We start from the raw sequence: 16,993 nt of genomic DNA, 5'->3' as shown, positions 1-16,993 counted from the left end.
CCGGACTTGCTCAATCCGGGAAGCCGATGGGGCGCCAATAGGATAGTGGTATTAAGTGCGGCCTTCCGCCTAAGACAATTCCTTTTTACGAGTAGATCAACCCTGAAAGGCGACCGCGTGCTCAGGCATCTGTTCACGTAGGCCAAGTACGACTGCAACAACGGAACACTCTTCAACCTTGCCGGTGGCCAGAGCCAGTCCGCTATGTCGACCAAAGGCGCGGACTACAAATGGAACCATCTGGTGGACGGCTCCTCTGCAACGATGGTAGCGCGGTTCGCATGTCCAAGGCTGGCTTGAAGCTCTACGTCGCGGGTTGAATGATCCTTGGCAAGGGTCGCGGCTCAGACGCCGAGGACGCGGTTCGCAATTCCATGCAGGTGGTCCTTTCCTTTGGTTCCTACATTTCGCCTATGGTGAGGCGCCGCCGACTCCCGTCATGCATCACGCCGACGACCGCCGCTACTCGCCGCGCCAAGAGTTTGACTAGGCCGACGATAGACCCTGAGATAAGCAATTCCGAAACGATGTGGCTTCCTTGCGCGAAGTCGGCTCTGTCGAACAGCGATGTCAACATGATCCTGAGTTCCGAGGGTTCGCCGCGCATCAATCCTATAACCTTGATGACGTTCCTGACTAGGAGGATGAGGCTGCTCCAACACGTCCACGGTGTTAGGAATTGCCATTGCACGAGTTGATCTCGGACTTCTTCGTCGCGCGTCGCCAATTTCCAGCCCAATACCGCGCCTACGCTTGGTACCCGAACCACGCGGCCTATCGCCCTCATGCCCACTTCGAGGACCCTCCAGGATCGGGCCTGTTCGGATAGGTGTGGGAGGCCGAGGCATCAGAGGGAACGGCCAGTCGCTACCATGAGGATGCGCCATCTGCCGAAGAGCCGTACCGTTACCTTCGTCACTGTGCGGAACGCGGGGCGACCGTCGCGTCAGCCATCCGGCTTTGGGTGTCATTTCTCCCCTGGCGGAGTCCACCGCCCCCGACAAAAGCCTGACCTTTGCCAGTCTTCTACGGGCAAGCGTTCGCGCCAAAAGTTCAAAGCCGCGTCCATAACATTCAACAATGAAAGCCAGCCTCATCAGATCGAGCAGAAAGTCGTCGATGGCGTGTGTGAGCGCATCAGACTTTTGTTCAAGCTGAAGCAGCAAGGCGCGCGCCTCTTCGATCGCGGCCCGGCAACCGTCTGCGTTTATCAGTAATCAATCCTGTCTAATATCTGCAAGCCCTCACCTCGCCCCAAGCCAGACTCAGCGCATCGAACGCCGTTGGAGAGAGTTTCCGACGAAAGAACATCGTCGCGTTTCGCGAAAAGGCATCGCTCGGCAAAGTGCCCGTTGATGAAGCATGCTGGGTCAAACGACAAGCAAGAATCCGGGCTCCACCCCGTGATGTCTTCGAAGGCGGGGTGAGCCGGCTCGGGCATGCGTCTCGGCCGCAACCCTTAATCACGAGGAACTGTGCCGCAAGGCAAACAGTTTCTCTCTATTCTTCTAGCCGCCACGGTTCAGCCTAGATTACATGGGAAACGGCAATAACGGAAAGCAAAGGTTGGCAAAATGAGTAGGGTGGCTGGATCAAATGATGATTTGGCTGCACCAACGACCTTTGCGCCACTTTTGCAGCCCACCTTTCGTTCGATCTGGCTCGCCACGCAAGTCTCCAGCCTCGGCTGGTTGATGCAGACTGTTGCCATCAGTTGGCTGATGGCTACCATCTCGACTTCCGATCTGATGGTTGCGCTGGTGCAGGCTTCATCGAACCTGCCCGCTTTCATTCTGTCCGTGTTCGCCGGGGTTCTCGCTGACAATTTCAGCCGTCGCAGGGTTATGTTCGCGGGCCGCTGCCTTATGGTGATAGCATCTGCGATGCTGACCGCTGTTGTAGCGCTGGGCTTTCTCGACCCATGGATGATTCTCGGCTTCAGCTTTTTAATCGCATGCGGCGGCGCTCTCAACGATCCCGCCTGGCAGGCGTCGGTTGGCGATATGGTGGACCGGCGCGATGTTCCCGCTGCCGTTACCCTGCTTTCCGTTGGCTTCAACACCGTACGGACCGTGGGCCCGGCGCTCGGCGGCATCGTGGTTGCCTCCTTCGGGCTTTTGGCCGCTTTTACCGTGACCACCCTCACCTATTTGGTACCCTTGGCCACCATATGGCGCTGCAAGTGGAAGGTCCGCTCGTCGCCTCTTCCGCGCGAGTCGATGAGGAGGGCCATCTATGACGGGCTGCGCTTCACGGCGATGTCATCGGAAATCAAAGCGGCGATCGCACGCGGAACCCTCTTTGGCCTGGCGAGCATCGCTATACTCGCGCTGCTGCCGCTGATTGTCCGCGACCAGTTGGGAGGAGGCCCGCTCGCCTATGGCACGCTCATGGCAGGTTTCGGAACAGGCGCGGTCTTCGCCGGCCTCTCCAACAGCCTGTTCAGACGGAGCTTGTCGCAAGAACAGCTGATGAGGCTCTCCTGCGTCGCCTGCGCGGCGTGCTCCCTCTCCCTGGCGCTTACCTCTTCGATCGGCGTGGCGGCAATTGCACTTGCTTTGGGCGGCGCAGGCTGGGTCACTGCCTGGTCCGGGGTTGGCGTGAGCGTGCAGCTGGCAAGCCCGCGCTGGGTCGTGGGGCGCACGATCTCCATCTACTATGCATTGATAGACGGCGGCATAGCGGCCGGGAGCTGGGTGTGGGGCACCGTTTCCCAGAACCATTCGCTGACCTGGGCGCTAGAGGGTTCCGCTGCGGCCCTGCTGCTCGTTGCTGCAGCCGGCGTTCTGTTTCCTCTTCGCGAGCGCCGCGAGTCCGAGCCCGATCCTTTGGATGAATTCGACGCCCCAGCTGTCGCTCTCAGTTTGAAGCCGAGAAGCGGCCCGATCGTGGTCAAGATCGAATATCTGATAGCCGAGAGAAATGTCGAGGCCTTCCTCGACCTCATGCGGCAGCGGCGTCATGTACACAGCCGCGTCGGTGCTCGGAACTGAACGCTCCAGCGCAACCTTCAGAAGCCTATGCAGTGGACAGAAACGTTCCGAACGCCGACCTGGACCGACTACCTTCGCCTCAATCATCGTCTCACGGAAGTAGACAAGGAACTGGACGAGCGTGTCTTCCAGTTACACGCGGGAGAGAAAGCGCCTCAAATGACGCTTTCGATTGAGCGGCCGACAAGCTCGGCCCGGAAACCCGACCAGTCAATCCTTCACCTTCCCCGTCATTGAAGCCTGACCTTCCCATATCTGGGCATCAGCGATCGTTAAAGATCCGGGTGATGGATGAGAATCTCGGCGGCATGCGTGTCGTGCGTGCCTTCGCCGCGCAGCCGCACGAGCTGGAAAAGTTCGACCGCGCCAAGCAGGACGCGCCTTGATCTCGCCAATGAGCGCGTTGACATCCGTGTCGGCAACACCAGCGCCATGAATTTCTCGTTCCTGACCGCCATGGGCCTGGTGCTCTGGTTCGGTGGCCAGAAAGTGATCGCAGGTCAAATCAGCGTCGGCACGCTGGCCCTGTTGCTCACCTTCATGACCATTCTACAGATGCCGGTGCGCTAGCTCGGATTGATGGTCAACTCGTTCGCGCGCGCCTCGACCTGCGGCACGCGGCTGTTCGAGTTGCTCGACGCCGAACTTGACATCGAGGACGCGGCGGGCGCCAGGGATCTCGTCGTCACCGACGGCGTGCTGCGCTTCGACAATGTCGGTTTCTGCTACGCGGGCTCGGGCGACCGCCCGACGCTCTCCGGCATCTCCTTCGAGGCGAGCAATGCATCGCCGTCTAGGCAAGGCGAATGCTCCGGACTTCCCAGCCTTTCTTGCCTTGCCCGCATTCGACAAACACCTTCTGTCCCGCCACCAGCACGCTGAGCCCTGAGCGCGTCAGGGCGCTGGCATGAACGAAGACGTCCTTCTCACCGTTGTCAGGAGCAATGAAGCCGAAGCCCTTTTCGGGTTTGTACCACTTGACCGTGCCCCCGCTCTCCAGCTGCGCACCGGTTTCAACGAAGGTCCCTCCAGCGACGCGCGTATGTGACGGAGTTTTCGCGCGGTGATCGCCGATCTCCAGCACCTGCGCGACTTGATGACCTTTTGGACTTTTTTCGACCGTGATCTTGAGAGGCGTTCCCGCGGCAACATCCCGGCTTCCGGCCGCCTCTAACACTCGCACGTGCAGATAGGCCTCCGTGCCGTCCGACAGTTTGACGAAGCCAAAACCCTTGCTGACTGTGAACCACAATACCTCCGCATCGACAGGATCTGCCGTCACGGTCGGCGGGCGCTGAAAATAGCTTGGCTCGGAAGTCCGTTCCGAAAAGGAAACGGGGTCATCGTCATAGCGATGCCGGCGTGGCTCGCGATGGTCTCGATATTTGCCCATGATCATCTCGACTGGCATGGATGGCGCACTGCGCTACCGTCAAGATAATCTCAATCGGGCGACGCGTTTATGTCAAAAAGGCCGTGAAGACCGCAGCTGTGCCCGGCCTATCGGCCGAACCCTTTGAAACTAGATTCATTTCCCCTGAAACAATAGTGCCGGCGAGTCGATTTACTGACTCGCATAGGTTGTGTTGGAGCGAGAGTGCGATGATCCTGGCGCGGGCGCACTGGAAGGGCTTTATCAGGCATTGCGGAAAGCCTGCTCCGGGTTTCTTCAAAAGGAACCGAACGGCGGGTCGACGACCATTTGCGCCGGCTCCAGGCCACGGGGCAGGCCTGACCGTGCATGATCATCATCTCCAGCGTCACGCCCAGCGTCACGCCCAGCGTCGACGCCAAGCCGTGGAGAACCATGCCGCGCTGTCGCCGACGAGAACAACGTCGCAATGTCGATCGACGAGCTTTGAATCGGCGCACTCAATGGGCCTCCTTCCCCAAGCACGGATGTCGCGTTGGCACTTTTTGTGCAGCTGCGAAGAGCTAAAATCGCCACGACGGGTGGTGTTGACGCGCCGACAATTATCAGACAAAAACGGAATTCAATCGGTTCAGCCGCCTACGCGGCAGGGCTCTGCTCAACGACGTCGGGGACCATGGACGATCGCGCAAAAGGGATTAGGAAAGGCGGAGCTGGAGGCAAGGCCAACGACGTCAATGCGGACTTGATCGCCGTTGTGGTCGCCATGGACAGCAGCGCCCCCTGCGTTCTGACCATCCCGCAGGCAAACGCCCTGCCCTCGGGCCCGTTCGAGCTTGCTCACCGTTCGCTGCAGTCGGGCCTCAGGGGATGGGTGGAACAACAGACCGGCCAGCCGCTCGGCTATATCGAACAGCTCTACACCTTCGCCGATCGCGACAGGGTTGGCGCTGACGACCGCGTGGTCTCTATCAGCTATCTGGCGCTCACCCACCAAGACGAAGCTGGCGACCCGGCCGGGCGACACTGGGGAAGCTGGTACGACTATTTCCCGTGGGAGGATCACCGCTCCGGCACACCGGCGGTCGTGTTGGACGAATTGCGGCCGCGCCTGATGGAATGGGCGGATGGCACTGACGACGGTACGACACGCCTCGACCGACGACGGCGGGCGGCGATCGCCTTCGGCTTTGACGACCGCCATTGGAACGAGGAACTCGCGCTTCAACGTTATGAGCTGCTCTACGAAGCCGCCCTGGTGGAGGAAGCAATACGCGCCGGACATTCCGCTGCGCCCACCTCGGTGTCGGGCAGATCGATGATCGCCGATCATCGTCGCATCCTGGCGACCGGCATTGCGCGGCTGCGCTCCAAGATCAAATACCGGCCGGTCGTATTCGAACTGATGCCGCCGGTCTTCACGCTTTTGCAGCTGCAGCGCACCGTGGAGGCGCTTGCCGGCAGGCTCGTGCGTAAGCCGAACTTTCGCCGGCTGATCGAGCAGCAGGAGTTGGTCGAGGAGACCGGTGAGACAACCGCGGAAACCGGCGGCCGGCCGGCGCAACTTTATCGCTTCCGTCACGCCGTTCTCGACGAGAGGGTGATAGCCGGAACAAAATTGCCGCTCTCGCGGGCTTGACCCGCCTTGCGCCAGCAGCCCTGACGATGTCGCGGACGGCTTGGCCCTTGTGAGAACCGGGATTGTCGAGAATGACGAGTCGCCCGGTTCAGTGTTTTGTTGAGTTCGGTTTCGACATAGACGCGAAAGGCCTGCGTATTGATGGGTCCGTCAATGACCCAAGGCGCCTCCACCCGATCATGCCGCAGCGCGGTGATGAAGGTCATCGTCTTCCAATGGCCATATGGTGCGTGGGCCATCAGCCGCTTGCCGCGCACACCCCAGCCGCGCAACGGCGCCATGTTGGTCTTGACCCATGTTTCATCCAGGGAGACCAGGCGCGTAGGGTCAATGCGGGTCTGATAGCGCATCCATTGCGCACGCCCGCGCATCAGCTTTGGCTTGAGCTGCTCGGCCGGCAGAACGGTTTTTTTGAAGCTCTTGCCCTCGCGGTGCAGGAAGCGACCGACGCTCGCAGGAGACCACGTTCAGCCAGTGCCGCCGTCAATTGATGAAGCGTCATGTTGGCATCTCGCTCAACCTCGCCCAGGACGAAAGCACGGTGCTCCCCGTCGATCAGATAGGTCCGATGACCACCCATCTTGCCGGGTGCCGCACTGCCACGGCGACGCTTGCGGCCTCGGGCGTTTCCTGGGCGAAGGCGGTGGCGATGAAAGCCGAGACGACGCCACAGACTGGGCTGGCGGATAGTAGTTCGCGAGTCAGCCACGGTAGCGGTCGCTACGAAGCGCGCAGCACTTTGTCATCGGTACATTCCGTCCCATGCCTGAAATGAGCAGTGCAGCCATGTCGCCTCCTCCGCAGTCACCGTGGCGAAAGCAATCCTTCCGCTGCCACACGGACCTAATGTCGCCTGGCACTAGCTTGCTTCAGCAAACCACTTAGCGCAATTCTCAGGAGCTACCGTGCCCGCATCGCAGGCGAGGTCCGGGGAGGCTTGCTCACTCAGTTTGCCATTCTGGAAAGTCGCGTTCTTGCCAACGCGCATATTCGAGATATTCTCTCGCAATCGCCTCTACAAGATCTTGTTGGAGCTCTTTGCGAAGGCACGGCATTTCGCTGATTGCCAAGCTGTGCTCTCTCGCAAAACGAATGGCGCAACGATATCCGTCAACGTCTTCCAAAGTGGGACGGACTGCATCTTCCTTCCACTGATCCGCAAGTTCCTGCAGCAATGAAGGTTGTCCTTCTCTTGTGACAAACATGTCTGTGACCCGACGCTTGGCTCTCTCCAGAAAGGCGTCCGAGTTGCCGAGCCGCAACCGCCTTACATGCCACCGAAAAGCGCCATCCCAATGCTGACTTCGCGCCATTAAATTGAGAAGGGAGATCGAACCGCCTTCGAGGATGAGCCCCGGCTGGGAACTACGCTCATCCACTTGCATTATCAGCTTACGATGGGCGGTCTCGGCGTCGATGATGCCCGCGGTTAGCGGGCGCGAATCCAAGTAGATCCGCTGGGTAGATTGCAGTTCGGAATCCGAGGGACGCCCGCTGCCGGTGGCGATTTGAGGACAGCATTGTACACGATCCAGCGCAATGACCGGCCATCCGGTCTCTCGTGCAATTTGGATTCCCGCGTCTGTTTTGCCGCTGCAGGTCGGCCCGTAAATCAAATAGATTAGCATGTGTATGCCGCTTAGTTTATCGGAACTAACCGCCCCCCAAGCACAAGATACTCGGTAGGCTTTCACCGGACTTGTCGCAAACATTTTGACAAGCGGCGATTATGCCCTGAAACGACGCCATTTTCGAACTTTGTGAAGTCCGAAAGGGCGCAAGCAGCCCGTTCTGGTCGTTCAGTCCAGTCACCAACGCCTCTGTTTGACGTTTGACGACGGTCCACTTTGCACATCTCATGCCGACTGTGACGCAACGCGGCACCGCAGGATGGTGACCTCGTTGTCTCCGGCAAAAGATCCTTGCGCGTCTTGGGTTAATCGAGGCGGCGGCGCACGGGCGCCTTATTGTCTCGGAACATGGCCAGGAAGGCGGCTGATCAACAAAAGTGGAAGACGGTGCCCCGACGACCTCACCGATTTGTGAGGCGACCGAGGATCTGCCCGACATCGTCGATCTCGTCCTCGAGGTGGGCCGTGTGCCGGCCGCGCCGCCAAAGCCTCCTCCCCTGCCGGTCCGGCTGGAAGCCTCGTCGAAACGGCACAGGAGTACACCAAAGCCGCCAGCGCGCAAACACACAGACCGCCGGCGCCAAGGATTTGGCGCTTTTTGCGTGGCGTCCGCTCCGATCTTCCGGAAGGGGAGCTGGCTGCTGTTTTCTGGGCACTCGCTGCGCATCGCCGCTGCGCAACGCCGAACTGGACATCGAGCGGCTACGCGATGAACCGCATGGTCTGCCATCGTGAGGCTCTTGCTCGACACTAATGGCCTCTCCGAGGTGACGAGGCCGAGCCCTGACGCGCGCGTGCTGGAATGGATGACGGGCTCGATGAAGACCGCTCATTTATCAGGTTGTGTCGATCGCCGAGATCCGGTGCGGCGCTGCCCTCATAGACAAAGGTCGGAAACGTGACGCACTGGCCGGATGGCTCGCCCGGGACCTGCCGCAGCGCTTCGAGCCGAGAGTCCTGCCCGTGGACGAACTGGTTGCCCTGGCCTGGGGCGACCTGACGGGCCTCGCGAAGCGGCGTGGCTGCGGTCTGTCATCGATGGACGGGCTGATTGCAGCCACCGCGATTTCCTGACCCATCACATGGCGGGGATATTCATGCGCTGACGGCGAAACACCCAGATGTCCCGCACCTACCACGATCAATATGGAAACGCCTCGGTGGCAGCCACGAGGTCGATGTCATTGAAGATGAGATGAAATAGGCGGATCAGCTCTGCTTTTCGCATCCTTGACGCGCGCTTCATGACAGGCCTCGGCCAAGGGCGTCGAGTTTAGCTTCCGGTTGGATGCTTGCCCTCACCTGTGGCTATGCTTACGGCCATCCCGATCGAGAAAAGCATCGAACGCGGCAGCGACAGCGCGAATTACAAAGCGATGCTCCCGCCGTACGCGGACAAAACCGTTTTCGAAGTCCACTATCCCGTCCTCGGCCAGCATCGCCAAGCGTTCAGCTGAATCGAGAAGACGGATCGGATCAGATCCGTGGGCGGCACAGATTGCCTGCACATCGGCCTCGAGATCGCACATTAGTCGCTCGATAATTGCGGCTCGCACGCGGTCGTCGTCGGTGAGGCGATAGCCCTTTGACGTCGCCAGACGGCCAGCTGCGATGTGCTGGATGTAGGAATCCCGTGTAACTTCGTTTTGGACGTACCCCTCGCCGACGCGGCCGATAGCCGACGCGCCGAAACCGATCAGGGTTCTGCAGGTGGTGGCCGAGTAGCCCAGCGAGTTACGCCGCAGGCGACCCGTTTTCTGTGCCAGCGCGAGCTCGTCGTCCGGCAAGGCGAAATGGTCGAGCCCGATCTCGCGGTAGCCGGCGGCAATCAGCGTCGCGGCCACGGCCGCATACTGTTCGGCGCGGGCAGCGCTGCCCGGAAGAACTGCCTCCTCGATGAGGCGCTGATTCTTTACAAGCGACGGGATGTGCGCATAGCCGAACACCGCAAGCCGGTCGGGGCGCATTGCGACCGCCGCCCTCGCGGTCTCGACGCAGGACTGCACCGTTTGATGCGGGAGACCGAAGATGAGGTCGAAGTTGATGCGGCTTACTCCATGCCGGCGCAGCATTTCCACGGCAGCAGACGTCTGCGCCTCACTCTGAACCCGGTTGATTGCTTTTTGAACAATGAGATCGAAGCTCTGCACGCCGAGACTCACACGGTTCACGCCGGCTGCTCCTAAGGCCTCGGCCATCTCGGCCGTGAACGTGCGCGGATCAATCTCGACGGCAACCGTAGCTGTTTTCGTGAGAGCGAAGCGGCGTCGCAGGAACTCCATCAGAGCCAGGAACTCGGCTGGTCCTATGAGAGACGGCGTTCCGCCGCCGAAATGCATGTCGCTCACGGGCAGCGTCTGAGGCGCTCGCTCCGAGACCAAACGGATCTCGTCACGCAGCGCCGCCAGATAGTTGAGGATCGGCGCATCATGGCGGGTGATGGTGGTGGGGAAGCCACAATACCAGCAAGCTGATCGGCAGAACGGAACGTGGAAATAGAGCGACACCGGATCGTCAGGCGGCAGGTTCCTGAGCCATACCTCATAAGCCTCGGCGCCGACCGCCCCAGAGAACTCCGACACAGTCGGATAGATAGTGTACCAAGGCAGGCCGGCCTCGCGATATTTTGTGGTCTGCAACAGTTACCGTCCCATGCTGATAACCACCAACCTTACGGCTGCGCTCGCCTGTGTCTTTGCGCTATGTCAGTCCGTTCCGCTTTGGGCTCGAAACTTGTATTTCTCAGCAATAGCGGCCGTTCAGTCTTGGCTGGACGGTCAGCGACTGGCCATGGCTGTTCCCGCCGCGACCCTCACGCGCACCGTTTGGTTCCACCATCCCTTCCCTTCAGCCTGCGCCTGGTCGAGTAGATTCTGCTGAGCGCGGCTGCCGCATCCAACGAGATAACACGGCGTTGGGATCAGACTTTGCTCGCCAGCTAGCGCAGCCCCATAGTGATCTCTGGCATCTCGATGAGCTCGTTGTGTGAATTGCTGGCAAGAAGCATTAGCTGTGGCGCGCCGTCTATCAGGACGAGAGGCTGCTCGACGCGACCGTCAGGTCGGCCGCAATGCCAGGCCGGCGCGCCTACTGACTCCGTGGTGGAGGCAAGGCTGCGCGTTCAGCGCGTGATTACCGATCATCGCGCTCGCCAAAATGACGGCGTCGTACCGAGCGGTGCCGCCGCATGATGTCTCAACGTCGGGGCTCACAGCAAACAAAGCTGTCGCCATTGAACGAAACTGTCGCGAAGCGAACAGACGAACCGTAGCCGAAACGTTTGCCGTTCGTGCTTGGGTTGATCCGCAAGGCAAAAAGGAAGGAAGAGCGAACCAAGGTCCGCCGGCACACTTGAGCTTCAAGCCGCAGCTGCGTCGTCAGGATGGCACGTCATTTGCAGTAGAAGCCTTTGTGACGGCCCGCCCACAACTAGCGGAGATGACGGGGATGATTTGTACAGAAATGTTGGATGGAGTCGTTTCGGCTATTATTATATTTGTAATAACAATCGCATATTTGTAACAATAACGCCCAATCATATTCTCAATTTCTGATGAATATCTGGCGTGACGAGCGCATCAAAACTGCTCAAATTCAACTCAATGCGCATCGTTATCGACTGTTTTCTTAGCAAAAGTTCATCACTGACGTCCATTCCTTTTACTCTTTGAACGCAGATCAACAATGAACATTAGGAGCCTCCTCCTCGGCTCAACTGCGGCACTGATTGCCGTTTCCGACGCTCGCGCCGTGACCGCCGTTGCCGAGCCTGACCCGACTGAGTACGTTAAAGTCTGCGACGTCTACGGCTCGGGCTACGTCTACATTTCAGGCACTGAGACCTGCGTGCGCATCGGCGGCTATGTCCGTTACGACGTCGGCTTGGGCCATGTCGGATTGGTTGATCACGCAAGAACCTCGGATGTGAGGACTGGTGAGCATCAGGGCACATGGCAAAACAACACGCGCTTCACATTGAAAACTTGGACCGGCCAGGAGACCGAACTCGGCACGTTGAAGACCTACACCGAAACCCGCATGAACTTCGGCAACCGCCACACTTCGGTTTCGGACAGTTCTCGGTCCTATGCCTTCAACGGAGACAGCACCTTGACTTTCGCCTGGATTCAGCTTGGTGGCCTCCGACTTGGTAAGGACTGGTCGGCCTTCGACATGTTTATTGGCGGCGCGGGTGACGTACTCAACCAGCCGGTTCCGTACGGCGCTTTCGATACCAATGTGGTTCAGTACTACTTCGACGCCGGGAACGGCTTTTCGGCCGTGGTTTCGCTCGAAGAAGGCTCGGGCGTGGTCGGCACAATCGACAGCTACGCACCGCACGTAGTCGGCGGCTTGAAATACACACATGGCTGGGGCGCGATCACCGGCGTTGCCGCCTATGATAGCAACTACGAATCGGTGGCCGCCAAGGTCCGTGTCGACATCAATGTCACCAACGAACTGTTGCTGTTCGGAATGCTCGGCTACGGTTCCAATGGCAAGCTCAACGACGACTCCACGAACGCCATCGACGCTCATGGTCGCGGCTTCTATAAGAGTTGGGGCGGGAACTGGGCTTTCTGGGCTGGCGCCACTTACAAGCTCAACGAGACAACTTCGTTCAACCTTCAGCTCTCCGGTGATCAGCTCAAGAACCATGGTGTCGCTGCAAACGTCGCCTATGCGTTTCTTCCAGATTTCACAGTTACGGCGGAACTCGACTATGGCCGATACGGTAACTTCGCCGTCGGCAAGGTGGACGGCGCTTCCAACATGAATTGGACCAACGCCAACAAGAAGAGCAGTGTCGGCGGAATCCTGCGTTTCGAACGCTCATTCTAACGGATGAAAGGGCGCTGAGGCAGGCATCGCATGTACTTGTCGTCGGCGGATCGGACTCCAGTGGGGGTGCCGGAATCGCGCGCGATATCGAGACGCTCTCCTCCATGGCGCGTGCGCAGCTGCCTTGCCGTCACTGCGGTGACGGTGCAAACACACGACAGCGTCACGGACATCCTTCATCTGCAACCCGGTCTGGTGGCCGATCAGATGCGTGCAGCGATCTCGCGGGCGTCGCGGCGTAGTGAGCGCGGGCGCGGCCGTGATGATCGTGGCGGGAGGGAGAGGTAAGGAGCGTCTTTCCTTTGAGAATTCGCGTTTACGGGTACCCACGATGCACAACGGGCGAGTTTTTCAAAGAGGCGCGTCCTCCTTCGAAGCGCTTCGGAGGGCCAGGCTCTAGGCTCGCCCCGAGCCCCTGCGTAGCCTGCGGGGGAGCTGGGTCTCGGCCCATCCGGGTAACGATCCTTCGCGCGGTTATGGAAACGATCGCATTTGCCGATTATCGCATAAAAAACTTGTTATCGCACGACTAAAAAAACTTGCAACTCCACAGCATCACTGACTTGTCGCCTATCAGCACTATATACTTGTAATCGCACAGCTCTAAAAACTTGCAAAGGCACGGCCATGGCCAAGCCCCCTGAAAAACTCGCTGTATCACTGGCCGTCCTCAAAGAGCTGCAGGAGGGTGGGCGGCGCATATTCAAATCAGATGAGCTGACCCGCGTCCACCGGGAGCGGCTGCTGCAGAACGGGTTCCTGCGCGATGTTATCAAAGGCTGGCTCATGTCGACCGGCCCGCAGGCACGGCAGCAAGACACCACCCCTTGGTACGCGAGCTTCTGGGAGTTCTGCTTCCTTTACTGCAATGACCGGTTCGGCAAGGACTGGTTCCTCTCACCGAAGCAGTCGCTGCTTCTGCACGCGAAAGCGCCCACTATTCCGCCTCAGGTGGTGGTGAACACCCCCAAAGGCACGAATAACAAAATCGACCTGCTGTTCGGCACTTCGCTCTATGACCTCAAGGTCAAGGAGATGCCGGCCGAACTGACAGAGAAAAACGGCCAGCGCGTGTTCACTGTCGAGGCCGCCCTTACCCGGGTGCCGGAAGCGTTCTTCCAGCGCGCCCCTATCGAGATGCAGATCGCCATGGCGTCGGTGCGCGACGTATCAACCGTTCTGGCCCTGCTGCTTGATGGCGGCCATTCCGCCGTGGCGGGACGGCTTGCGGGGGCCTTCCGTCGCGTAGGACGCGACTCTTTTGCCGATGAAATCGTGGCCGCCTTCAAAGCCGCCGGCTATGACGTGCGCGAATCCGATCCGTTCGCGGGACAAATTGGAGTGACAACTATTGCGGCGGGCGTACCGCCGTTGGTCGCCCGCCTGCGCGCGATCTGGCAATCGCAGCGCGAAGCCATCATCGAGATATTCCCGAAGGCACCCGGACTGCCGTCCGACAAAGACGCCTATATGAAGTTCGTCGAGGATATCTACGAAAGCGACGCCTACCATTCGCTGTCGATAGAAGGGTACAGCGTCACCCCGGAACTCATCGACCGGGTGCGCGAGGGGAGCTGGAATCCGGAGATTGATGAAGAGGACCGCAAGAACCGAGATGCGCTTGCCGCGCGTGGCTACTACCTCGCATTCCAGAAGGTCAAAGACTCTGTTGCCGCGATTATCAACGGCAAGCCAGCCGGCGCGTTGACGCGGGACACTCACCGGGAGTGGTACCGGGAGCTGTTCGCGCCGTCAGTGACCGCCGGCATCCTCAAAGCCAGCGCGCTTGCGGGATATCGCAATCACCCTGTGTACCTGCGCGGCTCGCAGCACGTGCCGCCGCGTACCGAAGCGGTGGCCGATGGTATGAATGAGCTGTTCGACCTGCTGGAGGCGGAGAAGGAGGCCTCCGTGCGTGCCGTGCTGGGGCATTGGCTTGTGGGCTATGTGCACCCCTATCCGGACGGCAACGGACGAATGGCGCGGTTCCTCATGAACGCGATGCTGGCTTCAGGCGGTTACCCCTGGACAGTCGTCAGAGTCGATGACCGGAAGGCCTACCTCGCAGGGCTGGAGGAGGCGAGCGGCAATATGAATGTGAAAACGTTCGCCGCCTTTCTCGCCGAACGGGTGAAGTGGTCTATGGAGAAGGCGGCGTGAGGTCGGTGGTGTGCCATGTTTAACTTGCTTGTCTCGGGCCACGGCGAGTGGTGGGAAACGCCGCCGTTCACGTCAACCATTGACCGGTTCAAGGAATCTAGCGGCGCCGAGGCCGAGGCTATCGACCTCGCGCCCTGAAACATTGCGCCGGCTGGAGGAAATCCCGGCGCTTTTGATGTACGAAGTCGGGGCGGGAGGCCCGCACGCGCGCGTGGTCCGGCACAGCCGCATACGCAATATCGTTCGGCGCGGACACGAACTGGCCTTCACCTTCGAGCCCGATCCGAAACATGCCTTTCTCGACCGGTCAGCGGTGTTGAGAATTGCGGACCGGCTGGGCATTCAACAGTTCGAACAGCACCGTACGCACTGGGCGATCAAGGATGGTGACATTCCGGCCGAGCTGATTGCCACCAGCACCGCTGAACGGGCGCAGCGCACCGTTGCCGTGGTTGCGGCAGAATATGTAGAAGCGCCGCGAGGGACGAAGGAGAGAAGCTGCCGAACTGGCCGAAGAACTGGAGGATTTTCCTCCCTCGCTGGAGAAAGCACTGTCGCTCGTGCCGGCGCGTATCCTTCAGCAGCCCACACCCGAATTATACCCGATCCTTGGGATAGAGCCCCGCACGCCCGAAGGCCGCAACGCCGTCGTGGCCGTCGTCGCAAGGGATCACAATGGGCAGGACTTGCCTGCCGACTGGTCTTATTCGCTGGCGTGGTTCCTGGACCTTTACGGCAGCGCGACGGAAGCGGGGCGCCTTGACGGCGCGCTGGCCGAATGCGCAACGCATGTGATCGCGCTCGGCACTGGCGAGGGAGAAGCCGCCGCCCCGGTTGAAGATATCGGCTACGCACTCTGGCTCTGTTCGCGAAGCCCGAAACTTATCGGCGATCTGGCCGGGAATCGCTGAGATAGCGCAGGAGGTTTTGTCGCTTACCAATCAACTGGAAGTCGACCCAGATCAACCAGAAGCTTCCCATTCCCATTCTAGCAGCCAGAAGAGTGGGTGAGCTCTTTAAATATCTATCCGAGGAATCGATAAGCTCAGACTATCTCGCAAGTATACACAGCTTTTTGTTATAGAGTCTGCTCGGCTGCAGGCAAAGAGCCGGGATAAACTTCAGTACGAAAGCAGAATTGAATGAAGGTGGGCTACATGGAGTTCTCATTTGGGTATGCCTTCACCGAAAACCTTATCCGGTCATCGTCAGCCGCACCTGTAGGCGCGCCGGTCTTTCCAAACCTCATACGGGAGGGGCATTCTGGCTTTGACATCCGCATCAATTTCCCAGGGGTTCCGCTGTTTTTCCAGTACAAGTTTCCGGAGCTGATGAAGCGAGGAACTGCGTTTGAGATTGCGAGCGGACATTGTCCCGGTTTGTCGATACCATTTTTTCGGATTGCGATGATGCGCAGGGATGTGTCGCGTCAGCATGAACTGCTTCTTCGGCTTGAGGCGCGCTATCCGTCAAACGTCTTCTATGCGGCTCCTTGTATTGCAAACATCAGCGATTTCGACCGCTCTTATAATGGAGCAACCGTAGCACGGCAGTCCACTTTCGTCTCACCAGGGGATATTGGGCCCTTGCCAGACGACAAAGCGTACAGCCTTGCCTATAAACCTGGACTGGCAACTGGATATTTTGCTCGAAACCCAAGCCCACCAAAGTTCAAACATTTGATGATCTCGCTGCGCTCTTTAAGGAGCAGTTCGCCGAGAAGCGTTTTGCGGAAGTCGGCGAGGCGGCGCGTGAGATGCGCGAAAACGTACTTGAGCTTGCTTCGCCGTCAATGCGGCAAGCCGAACAGCTCATTGCTGAACGGGTCGGCGCGAGACGCATTCAGATTCTAGACGGCGCAGCCAGACCGCCCGAGGAAGAGCGCGCAGTCACTGACATTCTCGGAGCGCGGGAAATTGCGCGTGTCGATCTTGGCGTCGACCTGCTGGTGGCCCAACCACGCTAACGACATCATACCTCGCTGATTAGCCCAGCTTTTGTCTAGGCCACAGTTATGAGACTACGAACTACTTGGCCAGGAAGAAGATCGGATTGAAAGCGAACCTTCCTTGTCATCTTTGCATCACGGTCAGTCTGCACGAGATTGACCGCTGTAAGCCGGGAGCAAGACGGGCTGCGCAAACGTTGCAACAGATCCTTCAAGGAAATTCATAGACTCTTAGCAACTCCGGTTCGCTGTGAATGGTAGGCTTATTGCAACGTTTGAGTCAGTGGGGTCCGAACCGTGGCTTATTCTCCGACCCGCCGAACTGCGTGCAATTTCGGCTAAAGGCAATGGCAAGAAGAGCGCCCATCTTGTTTGTTCGACACAGCCATATCGGCTCAAAACAGTATC

At 59.2% G+C, this 16,993-nt stretch carries 11 protein-coding genes and 5 pseudogenes; 11 read left to right on the top strand and 5 right to left on the bottom strand.

The genetic code is table 11. From position 1 onward, the window contains the following. Positions 1-1,574: 1,574 nt before the first annotated feature. Together NKI52_RS27965 and NKI52_RS27960 are read left to right on the top strand one after the other, a co-directional pair. Positions 1,575-3,230: pseudogene (locus NKI52_RS27965) on the top strand (MFS transporter). Positions 3,231-3,262: 32 nt separating this feature from the next. After that, positions 3,263-3,812 (top strand): annotated as a pseudogene (locus NKI52_RS27960) (ABC transporter transmembrane domain-containing protein); the annotation flags it as partial. Here the strand turns inward: NKI52_RS27960 and NKI52_RS27955 are convergent. Beyond that, entirely contained in the window at positions 3,787-4,404 is a 618-nt protein-coding gene (locus NKI52_RS27955) for a cold-shock protein (RefSeq protein ID WP_352458545.1), read from the bottom strand. The pseudogene NKI52_RS27960 and the gene NKI52_RS27955 sit on opposite strands and share 26 nt — an antisense overlap. A gap of 261 nt (positions 4,405-4,665) precedes the next feature. Beyond that, a pseudogene (locus NKI52_RS27950) lies at positions 4,666-4,894 on the bottom strand (3-methyl-2-oxobutanoate hydroxymethyltransferase); the annotation flags it as partial. A 147-nt stretch (positions 4,895-5,041) separates the two neighbouring features. Here NKI52_RS27950 and NKI52_RS27945 point away from each other — a divergent pair. Continuing rightward, positions 5,042-6,004, top strand: a complete 963-nt coding sequence (locus NKI52_RS27945) for an NUDIX hydrolase (RefSeq protein WP_352469024.1) — start codon at positions 5,042-5,044, stop codon at positions 6,002-6,004. Here NKI52_RS27945 and NKI52_RS27940 read toward each other — a convergent pair. Further along, complete coding sequence (locus NKI52_RS27940; RefSeq protein ID WP_352700382.1) at positions 5,944-6,354, bottom strand: transposase; 411 nt, start codon at positions 6,352-6,354, stop codon at positions 5,944-5,946. The genes NKI52_RS27945 and NKI52_RS27940 overlap by 61 nt on opposite strands. A 140-nt stretch (positions 6,355-6,494) precedes the next feature. Between NKI52_RS27940 and NKI52_RS27935 the strand changes: the two genes are divergently transcribed. Further along, the gene (locus tag NKI52_RS27935) at positions 6,495-6,779 is read left to right on the top strand and encodes a hypothetical protein (RefSeq protein ID WP_352452632.1); all 285 of its coding nucleotides are present in this window, start codon (positions 6,495-6,497) and stop codon (positions 6,777-6,779) included. Between the two features lie 166 nt (positions 6,780-6,945). Here the strand turns inward: NKI52_RS27935 and NKI52_RS27930 are convergent, their stop codons facing one another. Next, the gene (locus NKI52_RS27930; RefSeq protein ID WP_352700381.1) at positions 6,946-7,632 is read right to left on the bottom strand and encodes an isopentenyl transferase family protein; all 687 of its coding nucleotides are present in this window, start codon (positions 7,630-7,632) and stop codon (positions 6,946-6,948) included. A gap of 734 nt (positions 7,633-8,366) precedes the next feature. Here NKI52_RS27930 and NKI52_RS27925 point away from each other — a divergent pair. Continuing rightward, a pseudogene (locus tag NKI52_RS27925) lies at positions 8,367-8,706 on the top strand (PIN domain-containing protein); the annotation flags it as partial. A gap of 227 nt (positions 8,707-8,933) precedes the next feature. Here the strand turns inward: NKI52_RS27925 and hemN are convergent. Further along, on the bottom strand, positions 8,934-10,274 hold the full coding sequence (gene hemN, locus NKI52_RS27920; protein ID WP_352700380.1) for an oxygen-independent coproporphyrinogen III oxidase: 1,341 nt from the start codon (positions 10,272-10,274) through the stop codon (positions 8,934-8,936). A gap of 1,045 nt (positions 10,275-11,319) precedes the next feature. Between hemN and NKI52_RS27915 the strand changes: the two genes are divergently transcribed. From NKI52_RS27915 to NKI52_RS27890, 6 genes and pseudogenes are all read left to right on the top strand, one after another. After that, the gene (locus tag NKI52_RS27915; RefSeq protein WP_352700379.1) at positions 11,320-12,477 is read left to right on the top strand and encodes a porin; all 1,158 of its coding nucleotides are present in this window, start codon (positions 11,320-11,322) and stop codon (positions 12,475-12,477) included. Positions 12,478-12,491: 14 nt separating this feature from the next. Then, positions 12,492-12,702 (top strand): annotated as a pseudogene (locus NKI52_RS27910) (bifunctional hydroxymethylpyrimidine kinase/phosphomethylpyrimidine kinase); the annotation flags it as partial. Positions 12,703-13,104: 402 nt separating this feature from the next. Next, a complete protein-coding gene (locus NKI52_RS27905) occupies positions 13,105-14,637 on the top strand; it encodes a Fic family protein (protein WP_352700378.1) in 1,533 nt (510 codons plus the stop codon). Between the two features lie 15 nt (positions 14,638-14,652). After that, a complete protein-coding gene (locus NKI52_RS27900) occupies positions 14,653-14,775 on the top strand; it encodes a hypothetical protein (RefSeq protein WP_023679689.1) in 123 nt (40 codons plus the stop codon). Positions 14,776-15,287: 512 nt separating this feature from the next. Then, complete coding sequence (locus NKI52_RS27895; RefSeq protein ID WP_352700377.1) at positions 15,288-15,548, top strand: hypothetical protein; 261 nt, start codon at positions 15,288-15,290, stop codon at positions 15,546-15,548. 231 nt (positions 15,549-15,779) lie between these two features. Further along, positions 15,780-16,490: a hypothetical protein gene (locus tag NKI52_RS27890; protein ID WP_352700376.1), complete on the top strand. Its 711-nt coding sequence runs from the start codon at positions 15,780-15,782 to the stop codon at positions 16,488-16,490. Positions 16,491-16,993: the final 503 nt, after the last annotated feature.

Origin of the sequence: Mesorhizobium sp. M0590, assembly GCF_040320905.1 — a bacterium.
Lineage (GTDB): Bacteria > Pseudomonadota > Alphaproteobacteria > Rhizobiales > Rhizobiaceae > Mesorhizobium.
The sequence above is the reverse complement of the archived record's forward strand: the minus strand, read 5'-3'. Positions and strand labels throughout refer to the sequence as shown.